This window comes from Nocardia sp. NPDC056541, assembly GCF_042794235.1.
In the GTDB taxonomy this organism is placed as follows: Bacteria; Actinomycetota; Actinomycetes; order Mycobacteriales; family Mycobacteriaceae; genus Nocardia.
Genome location: NZ_JBHTUD010000009.1, coordinates 37,021 through 52,178, shown reverse-complemented (window position 1 = coordinate 52,178; position 15,158 = coordinate 37,021). Strand labels below are relative to the sequence as shown.

Here is a 15,158-nt window from a genome sequence, read left to right as displayed (position 1 = left end):
AAGAGTAAGTTACAATTTGTAGCTTAGCGGAGAGGGATTTCACCATGGAGCAATCGGTACTGATCTTGGGCGGGTCGGGACAGGCGGGGTCGGACACCGCCGCCCTGTTGCGTCAATGGCATCCGACCCTGCCGTTGACCATCGCGGGCCGTGATCTCGGTCGTGCGCAACGGGTCGCCGACGCCGTCGGCACTGCCACGGCGGTGACGATCGATCTGTCACGCCGCGACCTCGGTCTCGCCGACGCCGACTACTCCGCGATCGTCGCGACCCTGTGGGACCATCGGCTCAACGGCCTGCACTACGCACAGGACCGTGGCCTGCCCTACCTCAGCATCTCCAGCGGCCTGCTCGACATCGGCCCGGAGATCGTCGCGGGCGCACAAAGGTCCAGTGCGGCGCCGGTTCTGGTCGCCAGCCACTTGATGGCGGGCATCATCGTTCTCGCCGCACTGGATTCCACGCGCGAGTTCGACCGGGTCGACACGGTCCGAGTCGGCGTCGTGCTCGATGACACCGACACCGGCGGACCCGCGGGAATCGCCGACCTGGAACGCTGGTCGGCCGTCACCACGGCGGGTCTCGTGCGCCGCGACGGCGTCTTCACCTGGCTCGCCGAGACCGACGCGCAAGCCGACGTCCGCACCGTCGACGGCACCGCCCTGCCCGGCCAGAGCATCCCGGTTCTCGACGTGCCCAGCCTGGCCCTCGCTACCGGCGCACCGAACGTCCGGGTCGACTTCGCGGTCGGTGCCACCCCGAGCAGGCGCCGCGGTGAACCTGCCTCCGTCGAGGTTCGGATCGATCTCGCCGGAACCGGCCGGAACGGCGCACCGCTCAACAGAACACAGCACCTCGTCCATCAGGACGGTCAGCGACCGCTGACCGCAGTGGGGATCGCACTCGGCGTCGAACGGCTGCTCGGCCTGCGCGGCGACCGTCCCGCACCGGGCATCCACACCCCGGAGGCATTGATCGACCCCACCTACGCCGTCGAGCGGCTGAGCGAGATCGGTGCCGCGTGGCATCGAAACGGCGACGGCCCCCGGCCATAACCGGGGGCCACCGACTCCTACCGCACCGACCGGAAGAACTCGCGCACATCATCGATCAGTAGCTCGGGCGCTTCCATCGCGGCGAAGTGGCCCCCGCGGTCGTATTCGGTCCATCGGACGAGGTTGTTCTGCTTCTCGGCGATGCCGCGAATCGTGGTGTCACCGGGGAAGACCGCGACCGCTGTGGGGACACCGGAGCTGGGCAGGTCCGCGCCCCACTGCTGGGATTCCTTGTACAGCCGCATCGAGGAGCCCGCGGTCCCGGTGAACCACAAGATCGCTGTTTCGGCGAGCATGGCGTCGCGGTCGAGGGAATCCTCGGGCAGCGCGGCGGCGGGGTCCTTGTAGGTGTTGACGACATCGACGACCCACGCGAGCAGACCTGCTGGTGAATCGGCGAGGGCGTGGGCCAGGGTGTGCGGGCGGGTGCTGTGCACACCCGCGTAGGCAGAAGTTTCGTTGCTGCTCCAATCCTGGAGCGCGGCAAGCTTTTCCTGATCCTGCTCGGTGTAGCCCGCACCGTCGTCGTTCCAGGCGGGGATGGTGATCGCGGCGTTGAGGTGCACACCGGCGACCCGCTCGGTGTCGACCCGACCCACCTGCGGGGCAATGAACGAGCCCGCGTCGCTACCCTGCACGCCGTAGCGCTGGTAGCCCAATTCGCCCATCAGCCGGGCGATCAGGTCCGCGGATCGCTCGGTGGCCGCCTGGCCGGGCTGGTGGGTGGGTCCGGAGAAGCCGAATCCGGGCAGGGTCGGGATGATGAGGTCGAAGGCGTCGCGCGGGTCGCCGCCGTGCGCGCGGGGGTCGGTCAGCGGTCCGATCGTCGCACCGAAGTCGGTGAACGGCCAGCCGTGCACCAAGACCAGCGGCAATGCGCCGGATTCGGGTGAGCGCACGTGGGTGAAGTGCAGGCGCTGCCCATCGATCTCGGTGACGAACTGCGGGTGGGCGTTGCGTGCGGTTTCCGCGGCGCGCCAGTCGAACCCGGTCCGCCAGTAGTCGGCGAGCTCGCGCAGATAGGCGGTGGGCAGGCCGTAGGTCCAGCCGGTGCCGGGCAGGTCGTCGACCCAGCGGGTGCGGGCGAGCCGCTCACGCAGGTCGTCGAGGTCGGATTGCGGGATGTCGATCCGGAAGCTGTCGATGTCGCTCATACCGACAACGCTAGGCAGCACTTAGGTCAGTACTGTTCCTAAGTTCGCGGCATGATGGAGAGATGTCCGAAACATCCGCTCGGCTGCTCCGGCTGCTGTCGCTGTTGCAGACCCGCCGCGCGTGGTCGGGTGCCGAACTCGCTACCAAGCTCGATGTCACCGCGCGCACCGTGCGCCGCGACGTGGAACGGTTGCGCGGATTGGGCTATCCGGTGCAGGCATGGCAGGGCAGCGCGGGGTATCGGCTGGGAGCGGGTGCGTCGATGCCGCCGCTGCTGCTCGACGACGAGGAGGCCGTGGCCGTCGCGGTCGGCTTGCGCACCACCTCGGGCGGCACGGTCACCGGTATCGAGGACGCCTCGCTACGCGCGCTCGCCAAGCTGGAACAGGTGCTCCCCTCGCGACTGCGGCACCGGCTCACCACCTTGCAGCAATCGATGGTGCGGGTCGCCGCCGAAGCACCGCGGGTGGCATCCGAGACGCTGCTGACGATCGCGCAGGCGTGTCGATGCCACGAGCGTCTGCGCTTCGACTACACCGATCACGCCGGTCGGACGTCTCGCCGCGATGTCGAACCCGATTCGCTGGTCAATGTGAGTAGGCATTGGTATCTGGTCGGGTGGGATGTCGATCGAGCCGATTGGCGGTCGTTCCGCGTCGACCGGCTCGAGCCGCGAGTGCCGACGGGCCCACGGTTCACCCCGCGACCGCTGCCCGACGGTGACGCGGCGACCTATCTGTCCCGCAGGCTCTCGGTCGCGTCGTGGCCGTGGCGCACCGTCGTCACCCTGCACGGGTCGGCCACCGAGGTGGCCGATCGGGTCTGGCCGGGCATGGGCGTCCTCGAAGCGGTCGACGATGTCAGCTGCCTGTTGCATCTGGGCGCCGATTCCCCGGCCGCACTGGCCTGGATGATCACCGCCCTGGACATCGGATTCACGGTCACCGACCCGCCTGAGCTCGTCGCGGCGCTGCGGACGGTGAGCGAACGATGCCGTGACGCGATCGTTGATGCACCCGGTGCCGACTTACAGCGTGTGCCATTTCCGCGTTGACGGCGTCGCGGAGTCACCTCGACCTTGCTGCGCGGCGGCCGGCGCCCCGACCAGGCGAAGGATTCAGTCGCACAGCGCGTGGGTGAGCATCCCGCCGAGATCGACAGACGACGATGTGCCGGTATAGGCGATGGTGACCGCGAGGCCGGACCCCGTGGCACCGGCGACAGTGGAGAAGCCGGGGATGCCGCCGATGTGGCCGACATACTGCGCACCGCACGGCAGCTGGGTGTACCCGAGGCCGAGACCGTAGGACATGCCGTCACCGTTGCCCATGCCGATGCCGTCGAGCATCTGCGCGAGTTGGGGTTGGGGCACGACCCGACCGGCCAGCAGCGCGAGAAAGAACCGATTCACATCGGCGCCGGTGCTCACCAGCGCGCCCGATGCCCACGGCACCGACGGCTCCATCAGGGTCGTGTCGGTGAGTGTCCCGTCGACGGTGGTGTAGCCGGTCGGATGCGGTTGACGGAGACCGGTTTCGCCGGTGGCGGGCAGGTAGGTATTCGACAGGCCGAGCGGTGTCAGGATGCGGTCGCGCAGTTCGTCGGTGTAGCGATGCCCGGTCACGGCTTCGATCAGCATGCCCGCGACGATGTAGTTGATGTTGGCGTACTCGAACCGGCCGCCGGGCGCGAACTTCGCCGGATGTTCCAGGGCCAGGGCGACCTCCTGAGCCGGGGTGAAGGTGCGGCCGTTCTTCGCCGCTTCGTGTTCGTCGAGCTCCGGGGAGCGGGCCGGCTCGGGCAGCCCGCTTCGATGGCCCAGGATCTGGCGGACGGTGATCGCGCGCCCGTCCACGCCCGCACCGGTGAGCAATCCGGGCAGATACGTGTCGACGGACCTGTCGAGGTCGACGCGGTGTTCGGCCACCAGCTGCAACACGATCGCGGCGGTGAACGACTTGGTGACACTGCCGACCCGGACATGTTGGGGACCATCGGTTCCGATCGGGGTCGCCGCGCCCGCGTCGGCCAGTCCGGAACCGATAACGGTGTCGGCTTCGTGCTCGGTCAGCGTGGCGATGGCTCCGACGGCACCGGAGCCGACTAGCCCGTGGAGGTCGCCGCGCACGCTGTCCACACGAGCCGAGGCGAGGGGATCGGCCGTGCTGATCGTGCAGGCGGACAAGCCCAGCACGACGGCGAATATCGGCACAGTGAGGGTTCGAAAACGCATGATCGAACGGTAGGAAGCCGAGGCCCGCACACGCATCGGACTGCGGTACTACCCCCGCCTCGGTCTTCGGTAGCGGGGCAGGGCGGTCCGGTTGCCCTGCCCCACTACCTCATCCGATCAGTTCCGGCGCAACGCCAGCACCGGAATGGTGCGGATGCCCTTCGTCTTCTCCTCGTATCCAGCGAAACCGGGATACCGTCGTGCCTGCTCGGCGTAGAGGCGGTCGCGTTCGTCGCCGGTCACTTCGGTAACGGTGACCGGAAAGGTCTCGGTGCCGACCTCGGCGTCGGCCGCGCCCGCCGAGATGAGGTTGTAGTACCAGTCGGGATTGGTGGGGGCACCGGCTTTGGACGCGAAGACGTACATGAGCTTCGGGTCGTTCTCGTCGGCCAAGTACATCATCGGCGACACCAGTTGCCGGTCGGTGCGCCGCCCTCGGTGATGCACCAGCATCATCGGCGCACCCTCGAAGGGCCCACCGACGCGGCCTTCGTTGGCTCGGAACTCGGCGATGATCTTGCTGTTCCAGTCCTGTGATTCGCTCATGCCTGGCATCTTCTCCCCCGGCCCGCTCGTGCGCGAGCAACCACGCTCACGGCTCGTCGAGTACTTCTTGCAGGCGGGTGGCGAAGGTGACGGCATCGTTGACGAATCCGATGTGGTCGCCGGGGAACAGGACCGGGTCGACGCCCAGCGCCGATGCCAGTTCCCGCGAGGTGCGATCGCAGAACTGACCGGTGGACTCGGCACCGATCCCGACGATCACCCGGGTGGGGATCGAACGCAGCAACGGCGGGTCCGGTACCCAGGCGGTGGTCGGGCGCAGTTCATGGGCGAACCAGAAACGTTCGCTGGCGACCTGTCGGGGATCGCGGTCGCCGCCGAAGATCTCTACGAGCATCGGTTCCGGGATGGCAATAGCGGCTTGGGCGAAGAACTTTCGCCAGGCGCCGATCACATCGCCGGAGGCGTAGGTGGCGACGATGTCCTCGGTGAGTGGGCGCTGGGCTTCGGCGTCGGGGAGCAGTTCACGCAGCGGCGCTTCATGGGCCACGACAGTGGTGACCAGGTCGGGGTTGGTCTGGGCCAGGGCCAACGCGGTGACCGCGCCACCGCTGGATCCGAACACCACGGCGGGGCCCGCGCCGAGATGGGTGATGAGCTGGGCGAGGTCCCCGGCGCGGGCGAGCACCGTCGAATCCTGATTCGGGTCGTCGAGGGGGCTGCCGAAATGCCCGCGCGGATCGGTGGTGAGCACGGTGTTGGTGGTGGCGAGTTGTTCGGCGGCCGCGGCGAACGAGGCGGCGTTCATCGGGGCACCGACGAGGACGAGCAGCGGTCCCGCACCACGGACCTCGTAGTACAGGCAGGCGTCCGGCACCACGAGGGTGCCGGTGGTGACGGCGGAACTGGCGGTCATGAGGCTCTCCCGGATCTCGGCTACAGGTAGCACTCATACAGACGGTGCGCGCCGGAAGAACTCATCGCTCGCCACGAACATTCTTTTCAGACAGTCTCTTCCGCAGGTCAGGCGAATTCTTGCGGTTGCCCTGGGGTACCGACGTGCAGGCCGTCGCCGATCGCGGGCAATGCCACGGTGACGATCGTCGCGTCGAGCTCGACGACGAACAGGCTCAGCGAGCACACGGCCAGCGCGTGGAGTGTACAGACGTGCACTGAATGCTCTTGAGCCCTCCTCGTCGAAGGACGGCAAGTGCGCGAACGCGACGGAGAGAGCGAGCCTTGGCGCGCCCGACGAGGTGATGCGTCAGGGGCGCTCGGTGGGCAGTTCGCCGTATAGCTGCCGCGCCCGAGCAGTCAGCAGCGGCAGCACAACGGTGCGCCAGGTCGGCAGGTCCACAGCTTCGGATCGTCCTTCGACCAGTACGGACGCCTCGGACAACGCGTCGGCATCGTCGACGTCGACCCCGGTCACCTGGACGATCTCACGCCGCAGCAGCGTCACGAACTCCGTCGCGGTCTCCGGCGGGACCTGCGCGCAGACCTTGTCCCGCACCGCATTCCAAGCCACCGGGTCCGCGGGCGACCCCCAGTGGCGCGGTCGCCGATCGAAGAGCCGGGCTATCTCGGAAGAATCTGGCACCCGCCGAATCCTACCGAGACCCGCTCGCCGCCGCCGCGGCGACTTCCCGCGAACGCCGCAGCGGCATGGAGGAATCCGCGCGGGGGCGCACTCAACGGCGGCGGCGGAGCTCGTCAGCGCTGGCCCGCAGCGTTCCGGCGACCAGTTCACGTCCCTCGTGCGCCAGATCGACCACCTCGCGCGCGCTCTTGCGGCCCGCGTCGCCCAAGATGGCGGCGAGCGCGGTCCCGGTGCGGCGTGCCGCGATGGACAGCTCGTGGATCAGTTCTCGGCCGGGTTCGAATTTGTCCATCTCGGTGGAACTCCATTCGCAGTGCGGGCCAGCTCGGATGCCTGGCAACACATCAGTGTACAGTCGTGCGCCGAACTCGTGTCAACCCCCGAATCCGGCACTACAGTCCACCCGCCACCTGAACACAAATCGGTGCGACGCCGCATGTCCTGAACGCATCCTCCTGGCCACCGGAACACCGGTGCCGCGCAGCCGGGGAGCTGCGCGGCACCGGGGCGGCGAGTTCAGTTGTAGGAGTTGGCAACCCCGTCGAGCAGGTGCTCGAGGGTCTCGTAGGCCGGCACGTCGACGACGTCGATCAGATCAGCGGCCACCGGCACCGAACGTTCGGCGGCGACCGAGGTGAACTGGGCGGTGTCGCCGGTACGGAAGCCGTGTTCGGCGGCCAGGCGACGCAATTCGGCGTTGTCGGTGAGCAGTTTGCCGATCTTGTCGCCGGTGGCGTCGAGCGGGACGAGGGTGTGGCTCGACAGGACCGTCGGGGTCGGATAGGTCAGCACCATGTCCGGCTTGATCCGGCCCTTGCCCGCGGCTTCGACGAACTGCGCCTCGTAGATGCAGACCAGCGGGGTCGGGCCCATGCCGTTGGTGAGGTACTGGTTGAACGGTCCGTCGCTGCTGTTGTCGGTGTAACCCTGGGCGAGGAACAGTTTCGACAGTGCCGGCAACACGTGCTGTTCGGCGGTGGCGCCGCGCACGATGGTGTGGTCGTTGGCGACATAGCTGGCGATCGAGAGGTACATGGCCGCGGAGTTCGAGCTGCGCGGGTCGGTCGTCGAGACCAGGATGTTCTTGGCGACCGGGTAGGTGGTGTTGTCGGGCAGGTCGTCCCACTGCACGCCGGTCCCGGCCAGCTCCAGATACTTGCCCATGTCGAACGTCGCGACCGGGCCGGGCTTGATCACCCCGGCCGCTGTGAGCAGGTCCGCGATCGGCCGGTAGGTGGCGATGGCGATCGGTGACGAGAACGGCGTGTACTTGGTGGTGATGTTGCGCTGGCGCTGGATTCGCTCGGCGGCCGGAATGCTCGACGGGAACGCGAAATCGAACGCACCGAGGTCGACGGTGGTCGCGATCTGGCGCGAACCGGCCGGTTCGACCTCGACCCGCAGGCCGTTGTCGGCGAGCACCTTCGCCACGCGCTCGTCGGCGAAGAACGACATCTTCTCCGACCCCACCACCCCGCGCACCACCGTCACGGCGGCGACAGGAGCGGCGGCCGGCGCATCGGCGCCGCCGGGCAAGAGCACGACTCCGGCGACGACACCGGCCACGACCACGGCCGCGCCGATCGACAACGGCACCACCGCACGCCTGCTCACCGCCCGCTTCGGCGGTTCGTCGGTGGTGTTCGACTCGCGCGCGATCAGTTCCGCGGCGCGCACGCCGGCCGCGGGGGCGGGAACCCGTACCGTCGGGTCGGGATCGGCGAGTTCGCGGCGCACGATCCGCTCGACCAGGATCGGCACGAACTCCCGGATCGGTTTACCGGTGAATCGGTGGTGCGCGGCGCCGACCGCCGACGTCACCTGGTCGACGGGGACGTTCTCGGACAGGTCTTCGACCAAACTCTCGGTCATGCGCCGCATAGCCAGCTCTTCACGCTGGACGGCATCGGCAGCTACGCCGGGGACTACGCGCGACACCACATTCTCCTGGGCTCACATTCGGGCTGCGGACGCGGCGCGCCGAACAGGGCCCTCCCCGTGCGCACGCCGCGGGCCACGCTACCGTCGCGCAGCACAGATACCCCAGCCGTGAGCGAGGGTGCACGCAGAGTTCAGCGCTCGCTCGACTGCCCGCAATGTCACGTTGTCCGTGAGTTCGCGTAAACCTCGAATCTTGAAGTCGCAGTGTGTGATTCGCTACTGCAGCTCGGTAGCGGCCCGAACCGGCGGCGGCTGCTCCTCGGTCGCGGACCCGCGCGCCGCCTGCATCGCCGCCCGCCCGAGCCCACCGGCGAGCAGTTCCATCACGGCGATCACGACCAGCCCGGCACCGGCCATCGTGGCCAGCCCGGTGACCGTCTGGAAGGTGATCGCGATGATGGCGATGCCGATCGCGGTGGTGGCGAGCCCGCACAGTTCGTGCGCCCAGCCGTCCTCGACGCTGTCGTCCCACGCGGCGACCAGCGCGTGCACCACACCGCGCACCGACCAGCCGATGCCGATCCACAGGGCCAGCAGTTCGATATTGCCGCCCTGGAAGGCCAGGCCCGCCAAGATCCCCGTCAGTGCGGCGCTGACCAGTACCAGCACCCGCAGCGGGAACGCGATCCGTGCCATGAACGCCAGATACACCTGCACCACGGTGCTCAGGATCAGCGAGACCCCGAACAGCGTCGCCAGCGTGGATTCGTCGCGCCCGGGCCACAGCAGCAGCGCCACACCGAGCAGGAACGAACATCCGCCGGCGACGAGCATCGCGGTGCGGGTCCGATCCGCGCTCCCGGTCATGTCAGCCGCTCCAGCAGGTAGGGCGCAGTCCGGCTGACCGCACTGTCCGCCACCTGTTTCGGTGTCCCCTGCGCCACGATCCGGCCTCCCTGCCCGCCGCCGCCCGGCCCCATGTCGATCACGTGGTCGGCCCCGGCGACAACGGTCATGTCGTGTTCGACCACCACCACACTGGCGCAGCTGTCGACGAGCGAATTCAGTTGTGTCATCAGGATATCGGTGTCGGCCGGATGCAGCCCGGTCGTCGGTTCGTCGAGCAGGTAGACCGTGCCCGCGCGCCGGGCCCGCTGCAATTCGGTGGCCAGTTTCACCCGTTGGGCCTCACCGCCGGACAGTTCGGTGGCGGGTTGGCCCAGCCGCAGGTAGCCGAGGCCGACATCGCGCAGCGTGCGCAGGGCACGCGCGACGACGTCGACGTCGTCGAGGAAGTCGGCGGCCTGGTCGACGGTCAGATCGAGCACCTCGGCGATGGTTTTGTCGCGGTAGGTGATGTCGAGGGTTTCGGGGTTGTAGCGCGCACCGTGGCAGGCCGGGCACGGACTGTAGGTGCTGGGCAGGAACAGCAGCTCCACGGTGATGTATCCCTCGCCCTGGCAGGTCGGGCAACGGCCTTCGGCGACATTGAACGAGAACCGGCCGACGCCGTATCCGCGGGCTTTGGCGGCGTCGGTCGCGGCGAAGAGTTTGCGGACCGTGTCGAACAGGCCGGTGTAGGTGGCCAGGTTCGACCGTGGGGTGCGCCCGATCGGCGCCTGATCGACTTCGACGACTCGCACGATGTCCGGGTCGGCGGCGGCGGTCGTCGACACAGCGTGCAGCAGAGTGGATTTGCCCGAACCGGAGACGCCGGTGATCGCGGTGAACACGCCGAGGGGGATGTCGGCGTCGAGGTCGTGCAGGTTGTGGCTGGTGACGGCGCGTAATCGGAGCTCGCCGGTCGGGGTGCGGGCCGCGCGCGGTGGGCGGACGATCTCGTCGAACAGGTAGGGCCGGGTGACCGAGTCGGCCACCTGCCGCAACCCCTCGACCTCACCGGCGTAGAGCACCTCACCGCCGTTCACACCGGCGCCGGGACCGATGTCGATGAGCCAGTCGGCGTGGCGGACGACGTCGAGATCGTGTTCGACCAGGAACACGCTGTTGCCCGAGCGCTTGAGCCGGTCCAGCACTGTCGTCAGTGCCGCGGTGTCGGCCGGGTGCAGTCCCGCCGAGGGTTCGTCGAGAATGTAGACGACACCGAACAGGCCCGACCGCAACTGCCCGGCCAACCGTAATCGTTGCAGCTCACCGCCGGACAGTGTCGGGCTCTCCCGGTCGACGCTCAGATAGCCGAGCCCGAGCTCGATGAGCACATCGATGCGGGAGGTGAGGTCCTGGGTGAGAACCGCCGCGGCTTCCGTGCCGGGGGTGTAGGGGCGCAGCACCTCGACGAGTTCGCTGAGCGGCAGGTCGGCGAGCTCGGTGATGTTGTACCCGGCGAAGGTCACCGCGAGCGCTTCGGGTTTGAGTCGTCGCCCCGCACACAGTCCGCAGACGGCGGTGTGCAGGTATTCGGCCGCGCGGGCCCTGGTCGCCGCGCTCTTGGATTCGGCGTGCGAGCGCAACAGCAACTGCTTGGCGCCGGTGTAGGTGCCCTGATAGGGGCGGTGGATGCGGTGCGGTTCGCGCACCGGTTCCACTGTGACCACCGGCTTCTCCTCGGTGAACAGGATCCATTCGCGGGCGGCGGGTGAGAGTTCACGCCACGGGCGGTCGATGTCGTAGCCCAGCGCGCCGAGTACGTCGCGTAGATTCTTGCCCTGCCAGGCACCGGGCCACGAGGCGATCGCGCCCTCGCGGATGCTCAGCGACGGGTCCGGGACCATCGACGCCTCGGTGGCCTCGTGGACGACGCCCTGTCCGTGGCAGCGCGGGCAGGCGCCTTCGACGGTGTTCGGGGAGAACGCGTCGGAGTAGAGACGGTTGGTGCCCTCCGGGTAGTGCCCGGGGCCCGTCCTGGCCGGGGTGTCGGGATAATCGCCTTCGCGGGACATGAGCATGCGCAGCGTGTTCGAGATCGCGGTGACGGTGCCGACCGTCGAGCGTGACGACGGCGAGGATCGGCGCTGGGCCAGGGCCACCGTCGGCGGCAGGCCGGTGACGGTGTCGACATCGGGCGCTTCCACCTGGTTCAGCAACCGGCGGGCATACGGTGCCACCGACTCCAGGTAGCGGCGTTGCGATTCCGCGTAGAGCGTGCCGAACGCCAACGAAGACTTGCCGGAACCCGACACTCCTGTGAAGGCGACCAGGGCATTTCGTGGCATGTCCGCGTCGACATCACGCAGGTTGTGGACCCGGGCGCCACGCACCCGAACCGAAGAATCGACCTCGTGCGAATCCACAGCTACCCACCGTACTCCCGGGGGAGCAACCTTCGGGGCGAACGCGCCCGTTGCCGAGATATTAGAAGAACCACCCCAATTGCGGGGCACGGTCGGTGGTGAAGGCTTCGTCGAACGCACGCAATGCCTTCGGGTCCTCGACGGCGATCCGGTGCGCGGCGGCGAACGTGTTCGCGCGATGGGCACCGAAGTAGAGGGCGCCGAGAATATTGATATCGAAGCCGAGAGTCGCTGTCCGGGTGGTCGGCTCGCACTCGGCGACGCCGTCGCGGATCCGCAGGGCGAAGTTCCCGCCGGCGTCGCGGAACGGATCGCGCACCGCCACGACGGTATCGAGGTCGGCGCGGTAGGCGCGGGCGGTCAAAGCGGCGGGGACATCCATGACCCGCGCCCACAGTGCGTCACCGCGGTGGGTCATCTGCACGGTGCGCGGGTCGGTGAGCATGTAGGCGAGCGGATCGTCGTCGGCGATCTCGGCTTCCACGGTGTCGACGAGGTCCATACCGAGCAGCACCCGCCACAGCGCGGCGTGCGCGTCCGGGGTGACCGCACGCAATTCCCACACCGAGGCGATGTCACGGTTCTCGCGCCGCGAGCGCCGATACAGGGCATAGCCGTCGGCGTGCAGCAGGACGAACAGCGTCGTCGCACCGTGGCGGTGGCGTTCTATGTCGGCGAAGAACAGGTCCCACTTGGCATCCGGCCGAACCTGTGCCCCCGCCGTCACCTGCTGCCAGCGCTCGTAGATCTCGCGGATCCGCGGGGCGGCATCGTGCAATGTCTCCAAGGTGACGCCACCGGGATCCGGTGTGGTGGAACGGAATTCGGCACGCCGCGGATCGATGGAGATCGCGGTGTCGAGGACGGCCACCTCGTAGCCGAACCGCCCGTAGATCGTGCCCTCGCTGGCGGTGAAGATCGTCAACGGCAACCCGTCGGCCTCGGTCCGAGCATGCTGGGCCCGATACAGCTCGCGCAGGATCCCCCGCCGCCGGTGCGTCGGCGCCACCGCGACCCCCGACACCCCACACGCGCGCACCGTCCGCTCCCCCGGCACCGTGATCGTCATCGTCCGATCCACCGTGTGCCCGACGATCCGGTCACCCTCCACCGCGACCAGTGACCGTTCGACCGGAAAGACCGCTCCCCGGTATTCGTTCTCATCACTCCCGTACCGCATCCCGAACCCGGCCTCCTGCAACCCCGCGATCGCCGCGGAGTCCGCAGGAGTCGCCGTCCGAACGCACACGCTCTTCGCCGATGCCATGCTCGTACCCTGCCACGCCACCCCGCCCCGGCACATCCGGTTTTCTCCCCGGCAGAGCACGTGTCGGTCCGTCCCGCACGGGCAGCGCTATGCCCAGTCGGTCACCACGCTGATCAACTCGACAACCGGGCCCAGCGCCGAGGGCGCGGCGACCGAACCGGCTCCGCCGACCCACAACGACACCGGCACCCGATGGAATCGCACGGCAGCGGACCCCCAGGGCACATCGGTGTGCGCGACGCCGTCCACAGCCGGGCCGAGGTTGCCGTCGGCCGACCCGGCCGGTGTCACAACGACCGTCGGGTCAGTCGTGTCGCTCAGACTCTGAGCCTGAGCGGTCGCGCGGCCGGTCAGCAGATCGATGACGGCGGCGATCGCGACCGGATCGCGGGTCGCGTCGTAGATCCAGCGCCGGCCGAGCACCCCGTGCTCGGCAGTGCCGATCAGCGCCGAGTCGCCGCCGTGCAGCGGTGCCCCGCGATAGGTCATCGGCACCTGATACAGCACCTGGTCGGCACCGGAACCGTCGACGAACAGCACGAATTCGATCCCGACCTCACCGGCCGGGTCGTCGAGGCGGAAGCCACCGACTCTGTCCAGGCACGGGGTCGTGCCCAGGTACCACTGCCGACTGGGCAACCACGCCGCGACGAGATCGCGCTTGGACGGGGTGACGGTGGTCTGATGGATCACTGCCATCGGGGGCCTCAGCCTTTCGCGGTCATGGCGCGCACGTCGGGCAGGGTGCCGATGCGCTGGGTGGTCGGACGGCCGGGGGCCGCGGTTTGGGGCGAGCCGGTGGTGCGGAGCAGGGTCCGGATCTGGTCCGGGGTCGCGCGGCCGGGGCCGGTGGTGCGAATGCCCTGGTAGGCGGCGATGGCGCCGACGACGATCGGAGACGCGCTGGAGGTGCCGCTGAATTCGTCGGTGTACCAGAGGTCTTCGTCGGGACCGCCTTGCAGGTCGCCGTAGCCGGCGGTGGTGACTTCGCGGCCCCAGCCCTGGGCGTCGAGGCGGGCGCCGTGGTTGGAGAAGTCCAGGCGCGAGCGGGCGGGCCCGTGGTCGCGGCCGTGCAGGCCCGGCGGTGGGGCGCCCGCGCCGACCAGGATGGCACCGGAATCGGCGGGGCCCGCGCGAAACGGGTTGTGCCAGGTGGCGGGGAAGTCGCCGGGGCGGGTGTCGTAGACGGCGTCATCGAGGTTCTCACCGCCGTTGCCCGCCGCTTCCACGACGACGATGCCCCGGCTCACCGCGTAGCGGATGGCGGCGAGGTCGTCGGGCCACCATTCCACCGCGATGTAGCCGCGCTGATCGGGGGTGGCCTGGTAGTCGAATCGTGGTCCGGGGCGGTGCAGTTCGATGAGCACGATGTCGCCGGGACGCAGGGCGTCGGCCGCGGAGCGGATCGCGGCGGCCGAGCCGATGCCGAAAATCGAGATGGCCCTGATGTGGGCGTCGGGTGCGATTCCGGTGACGCCGAATTCGTTGAGGTCGCCACTGATCTCGCCGGCGACGGCGGTGCCGTGGTTGCGCCATCCCAGATCGGCGGAGGCGGTACCGCCGATGACTCCGCCCTGGTTCTGTCGCAGATCTTCGTGGGTGAACCGCCACGCACCCTCGACGTCGATCACCCGCACACCGGTGCCGAGCCCGCCGGGCCTGCCATGGGCCCACACCGCGTCGATGCCGTGCGGCGCGGCGTCGAGATAGGCCTGTCTGACCCGGAAATCGGGTGTCACAGCGGGCGCTCGCGGTGCGACGATGTTCTCCGCGAGGGGTGCCAGCGGCGGTTCGGCCGCCGGCTTGACGTAGGCGGCGGCGACGGTGTCGTCCTCGCGCAGCCGGTGCGCGAGCTCTCCGAGGTCGCCCAGTTCACCGTGCACCGAGTAGTAGCTGAGGTACTCCCCCGCGACCGGCGCCTGCGGGGTGTCGGCCAGGCGGGCCGCGAGCCGGTTGTCCGGGCCGAAGATCGGTACCAAACGCGCGGTGGCCGGCAGGAGCTCGTCGACCCTGGTGCGCACGGACCGGTTCTCACGCAGCGCGATCGGCGTGATCTCCGGGCCGGTCGGCGTGGTGACGACGATCAGTTCGCCCGGCGGGACCGAGGGTGCGGGCACCCCGGGTCGGCGCTGCCTGCTGGATCGGGTGGAGGCCATGGCTACCAGTCAACCGTGCCCCGCGCCCGCCCGCTACCGTTCTGCCACACCGGCTT

Annotated in this window: 15 protein-coding genes; 2 read left to right on the top strand and 13 right to left on the bottom strand. The window is 68.9% G+C overall.

Annotated elements, in window-relative coordinates:
• Positions 1-44 precede the first annotated feature (44 nt).
• A complete protein-coding gene (locus tag ACFQ9R_RS17325; protein ID WP_378991713.1) occupies positions 45-1,055 on the top strand; it encodes a saccharopine dehydrogenase in 1,011 nt (336 codons plus the stop codon).
• Positions 1,056-1,072: 17 nt separating this feature from the next.
• Here ACFQ9R_RS17325 and ACFQ9R_RS17320 read toward each other — a convergent pair whose 3' ends face one another.
• Entirely contained in the window at positions 1,073-2,209 is a 1,137-nt protein-coding gene (locus ACFQ9R_RS17320; protein WP_378991711.1) for an epoxide hydrolase family protein, read from the bottom strand.
• A 62-nt stretch (positions 2,210-2,271) separates the two neighbouring features.
• Here ACFQ9R_RS17320 and ACFQ9R_RS17315 point away from each other — a divergent pair, with 62 nt between their 5' ends.
• Positions 2,272-3,264: a helix-turn-helix transcriptional regulator gene (locus ACFQ9R_RS17315; protein ID WP_378991710.1), complete on the top strand. Its 993-nt coding sequence runs from the start codon at positions 2,272-2,274 to the stop codon at positions 3,262-3,264.
• Positions 3,265-3,327: 63 nt separating this feature from the next.
• Here the strand turns inward: ACFQ9R_RS17315 and ACFQ9R_RS17310 are convergent, their stop codons facing one another.
• The 12 genes from ACFQ9R_RS17310 to ACFQ9R_RS17255 form a co-directional block, all read right to left on the bottom strand.
• On the bottom strand, positions 3,328-4,443 hold the full coding sequence (locus ACFQ9R_RS17310; RefSeq protein WP_378991709.1) for a serine hydrolase domain-containing protein: 1,116 nt from the start codon (positions 4,441-4,443) through the stop codon (positions 3,328-3,330).
• A 117-nt stretch (positions 4,444-4,560) separates the two neighbouring features.
• The gene (locus tag ACFQ9R_RS17305) at positions 4,561-4,989 is read right to left on the bottom strand and encodes a nitroreductase/quinone reductase family protein (protein ID WP_378991707.1); all 429 of its coding nucleotides are present in this window, start codon (positions 4,987-4,989) and stop codon (positions 4,561-4,563) included.
• 46 nt (positions 4,990-5,035) lie between these two features.
• The gene (locus ACFQ9R_RS17300; protein WP_378991705.1) at positions 5,036-5,863 is read right to left on the bottom strand and encodes an alpha/beta fold hydrolase; all 828 of its coding nucleotides are present in this window, start codon (positions 5,861-5,863) and stop codon (positions 5,036-5,038) included.
• A 107-nt stretch (positions 5,864-5,970) separates the two neighbouring features.
• A complete protein-coding gene (locus ACFQ9R_RS17295) occupies positions 5,971-6,120 on the bottom strand; it encodes a hypothetical protein (RefSeq protein ID WP_378991703.1) in 150 nt (49 codons plus the stop codon).
• A 91-nt stretch (positions 6,121-6,211) separates the two neighbouring features.
• A complete protein-coding gene (locus ACFQ9R_RS17290; RefSeq protein WP_378991701.1) occupies positions 6,212-6,547 on the bottom strand; it encodes a hypothetical protein in 336 nt (111 codons plus the stop codon).
• A gap of 91 nt (positions 6,548-6,638) precedes the next feature.
• Positions 6,639-6,839 carry a hypothetical protein gene (locus tag ACFQ9R_RS17285; RefSeq protein ID WP_378629218.1) on the bottom strand — a complete coding sequence of 67 codons (201 nt, stop codon included), beginning with the start codon at positions 6,837-6,839 and terminating at the stop codon, positions 6,639-6,641.
• A 224-nt stretch (positions 6,840-7,063) separates the two neighbouring features.
• Entirely contained in the window at positions 7,064-8,485 is a 1,422-nt protein-coding gene (locus ACFQ9R_RS17280; protein ID WP_378991699.1) for a three-helix bundle dimerization domain-containing protein, read from the bottom strand.
• 219 nt (positions 8,486-8,704) lie between these two features.
• Positions 8,705-9,295, bottom strand: a complete 591-nt coding sequence (locus ACFQ9R_RS17275; RefSeq protein ID WP_378991697.1) for a DUF308 domain-containing protein — start codon at positions 9,293-9,295, stop codon at positions 8,705-8,707.
• The gene (locus ACFQ9R_RS17270) at positions 9,292-11,601 is read right to left on the bottom strand and encodes an ATP-binding cassette domain-containing protein (RefSeq protein ID WP_378992044.1); all 2,310 of its coding nucleotides are present in this window, start codon (positions 11,599-11,601) and stop codon (positions 9,292-9,294) included. Before ACFQ9R_RS17270 ends, ACFQ9R_RS17275 begins: the two co-directional genes overlap by 4 nt.
• A gap of 139 nt (positions 11,602-11,740) precedes the next feature.
• On the bottom strand, positions 11,741-12,946 hold the full coding sequence (locus ACFQ9R_RS17265) for a GNAT family N-acetyltransferase (protein ID WP_378991696.1): 1,206 nt from the start codon (positions 12,944-12,946) through the stop codon (positions 11,741-11,743).
• Positions 12,947-13,033: 87 nt separating this feature from the next.
• Positions 13,034-13,645, bottom strand: a complete 612-nt coding sequence (locus ACFQ9R_RS17260; RefSeq protein WP_378991694.1) for a 1,4-alpha-glucan branching protein — start codon at positions 13,643-13,645, stop codon at positions 13,034-13,036.
• Between the two features lie 8 nt (positions 13,646-13,653).
• Positions 13,654-15,102 carry a S8 family serine peptidase gene (locus ACFQ9R_RS17255; protein ID WP_378991693.1) on the bottom strand — a complete coding sequence of 483 codons (1,449 nt, stop codon included), beginning with the start codon at positions 15,100-15,102 and terminating at the stop codon, positions 13,654-13,656.
• Positions 15,103-15,158 lie beyond the last annotated feature (56 nt).

What these genes read in the sequence shown, in the direction of transcription:
- ACFQ9R_RS17325 (WP_378991713.1), top strand. Translation starts at nt 45, where the DNA reads ATGGAGCAATCGGTACTGATCTTGGGCGGGTCGGGACAGGCGGGGTCG.
- ACFQ9R_RS17320 (WP_378991711.1), bottom strand. Translation starts at nt 2,209, where the DNA reads ATGAGCGACATCGACAGCTTCCGGATCGACATCCCGCAATCCGACCTC.
- ACFQ9R_RS17315 (WP_378991710.1), top strand. Translation starts at nt 2,272, where the DNA reads ATGTCCGAAACATCCGCTCGGCTGCTCCGGCTGCTGTCGCTGTTGCAG.
- ACFQ9R_RS17310 (WP_378991709.1), bottom strand. Translation starts at nt 4,443, where the DNA reads ATGCGTTTTCGAACCCTCACTGTGCCGATATTCGCCGTCGTGCTGGGC.
- ACFQ9R_RS17305 (WP_378991707.1), bottom strand. Translation starts at nt 4,989, where the DNA reads ATGAGCGAATCACAGGACTGGAACAGCAAGATCATCGCCGAGTTCCGA.
- ACFQ9R_RS17300 (WP_378991705.1), bottom strand. Translation starts at nt 5,863, where the DNA reads ATGACCGCCAGTTCCGCCGTCACCACCGGCACCCTCGTGGTGCCGGAC.
- ACFQ9R_RS17285 (WP_378629218.1), bottom strand. Translation starts at nt 6,839, where the DNA reads ATGGACAAATTCGAACCCGGCCGAGAACTGATCCACGAGCTGTCCATC.
- ACFQ9R_RS17275 (WP_378991697.1), bottom strand. Translation starts at nt 9,295, where the DNA reads ATGACCGGGAGCGCGGATCGGACCCGCACCGCGATGCTCGTCGCCGGC.
- ACFQ9R_RS17270 (WP_378992044.1), bottom strand. Translation starts at nt 11,601, where the DNA reads ATGCCACGAAATGCCCTGGTCGCCTTCACAGGAGTGTCGGGTTCCGGC.
- ACFQ9R_RS17265 (WP_378991696.1), bottom strand. Translation starts at nt 12,946, where the DNA reads ATGGCATCGGCGAAGAGCGTGTGCGTTCGGACGGCGACTCCTGCGGAC.
- ACFQ9R_RS17260 (WP_378991694.1), bottom strand. Translation starts at nt 13,645, where the DNA reads ATGGCAGTGATCCATCAGACCACCGTCACCCCGTCCAAGCGCGATCTC.
- ACFQ9R_RS17255 (WP_378991693.1), bottom strand. Translation starts at nt 15,102, where the DNA reads ATGGCCTCCACCCGATCCAGCAGGCAGCGCCGACCCGGGGTGCCCGCA.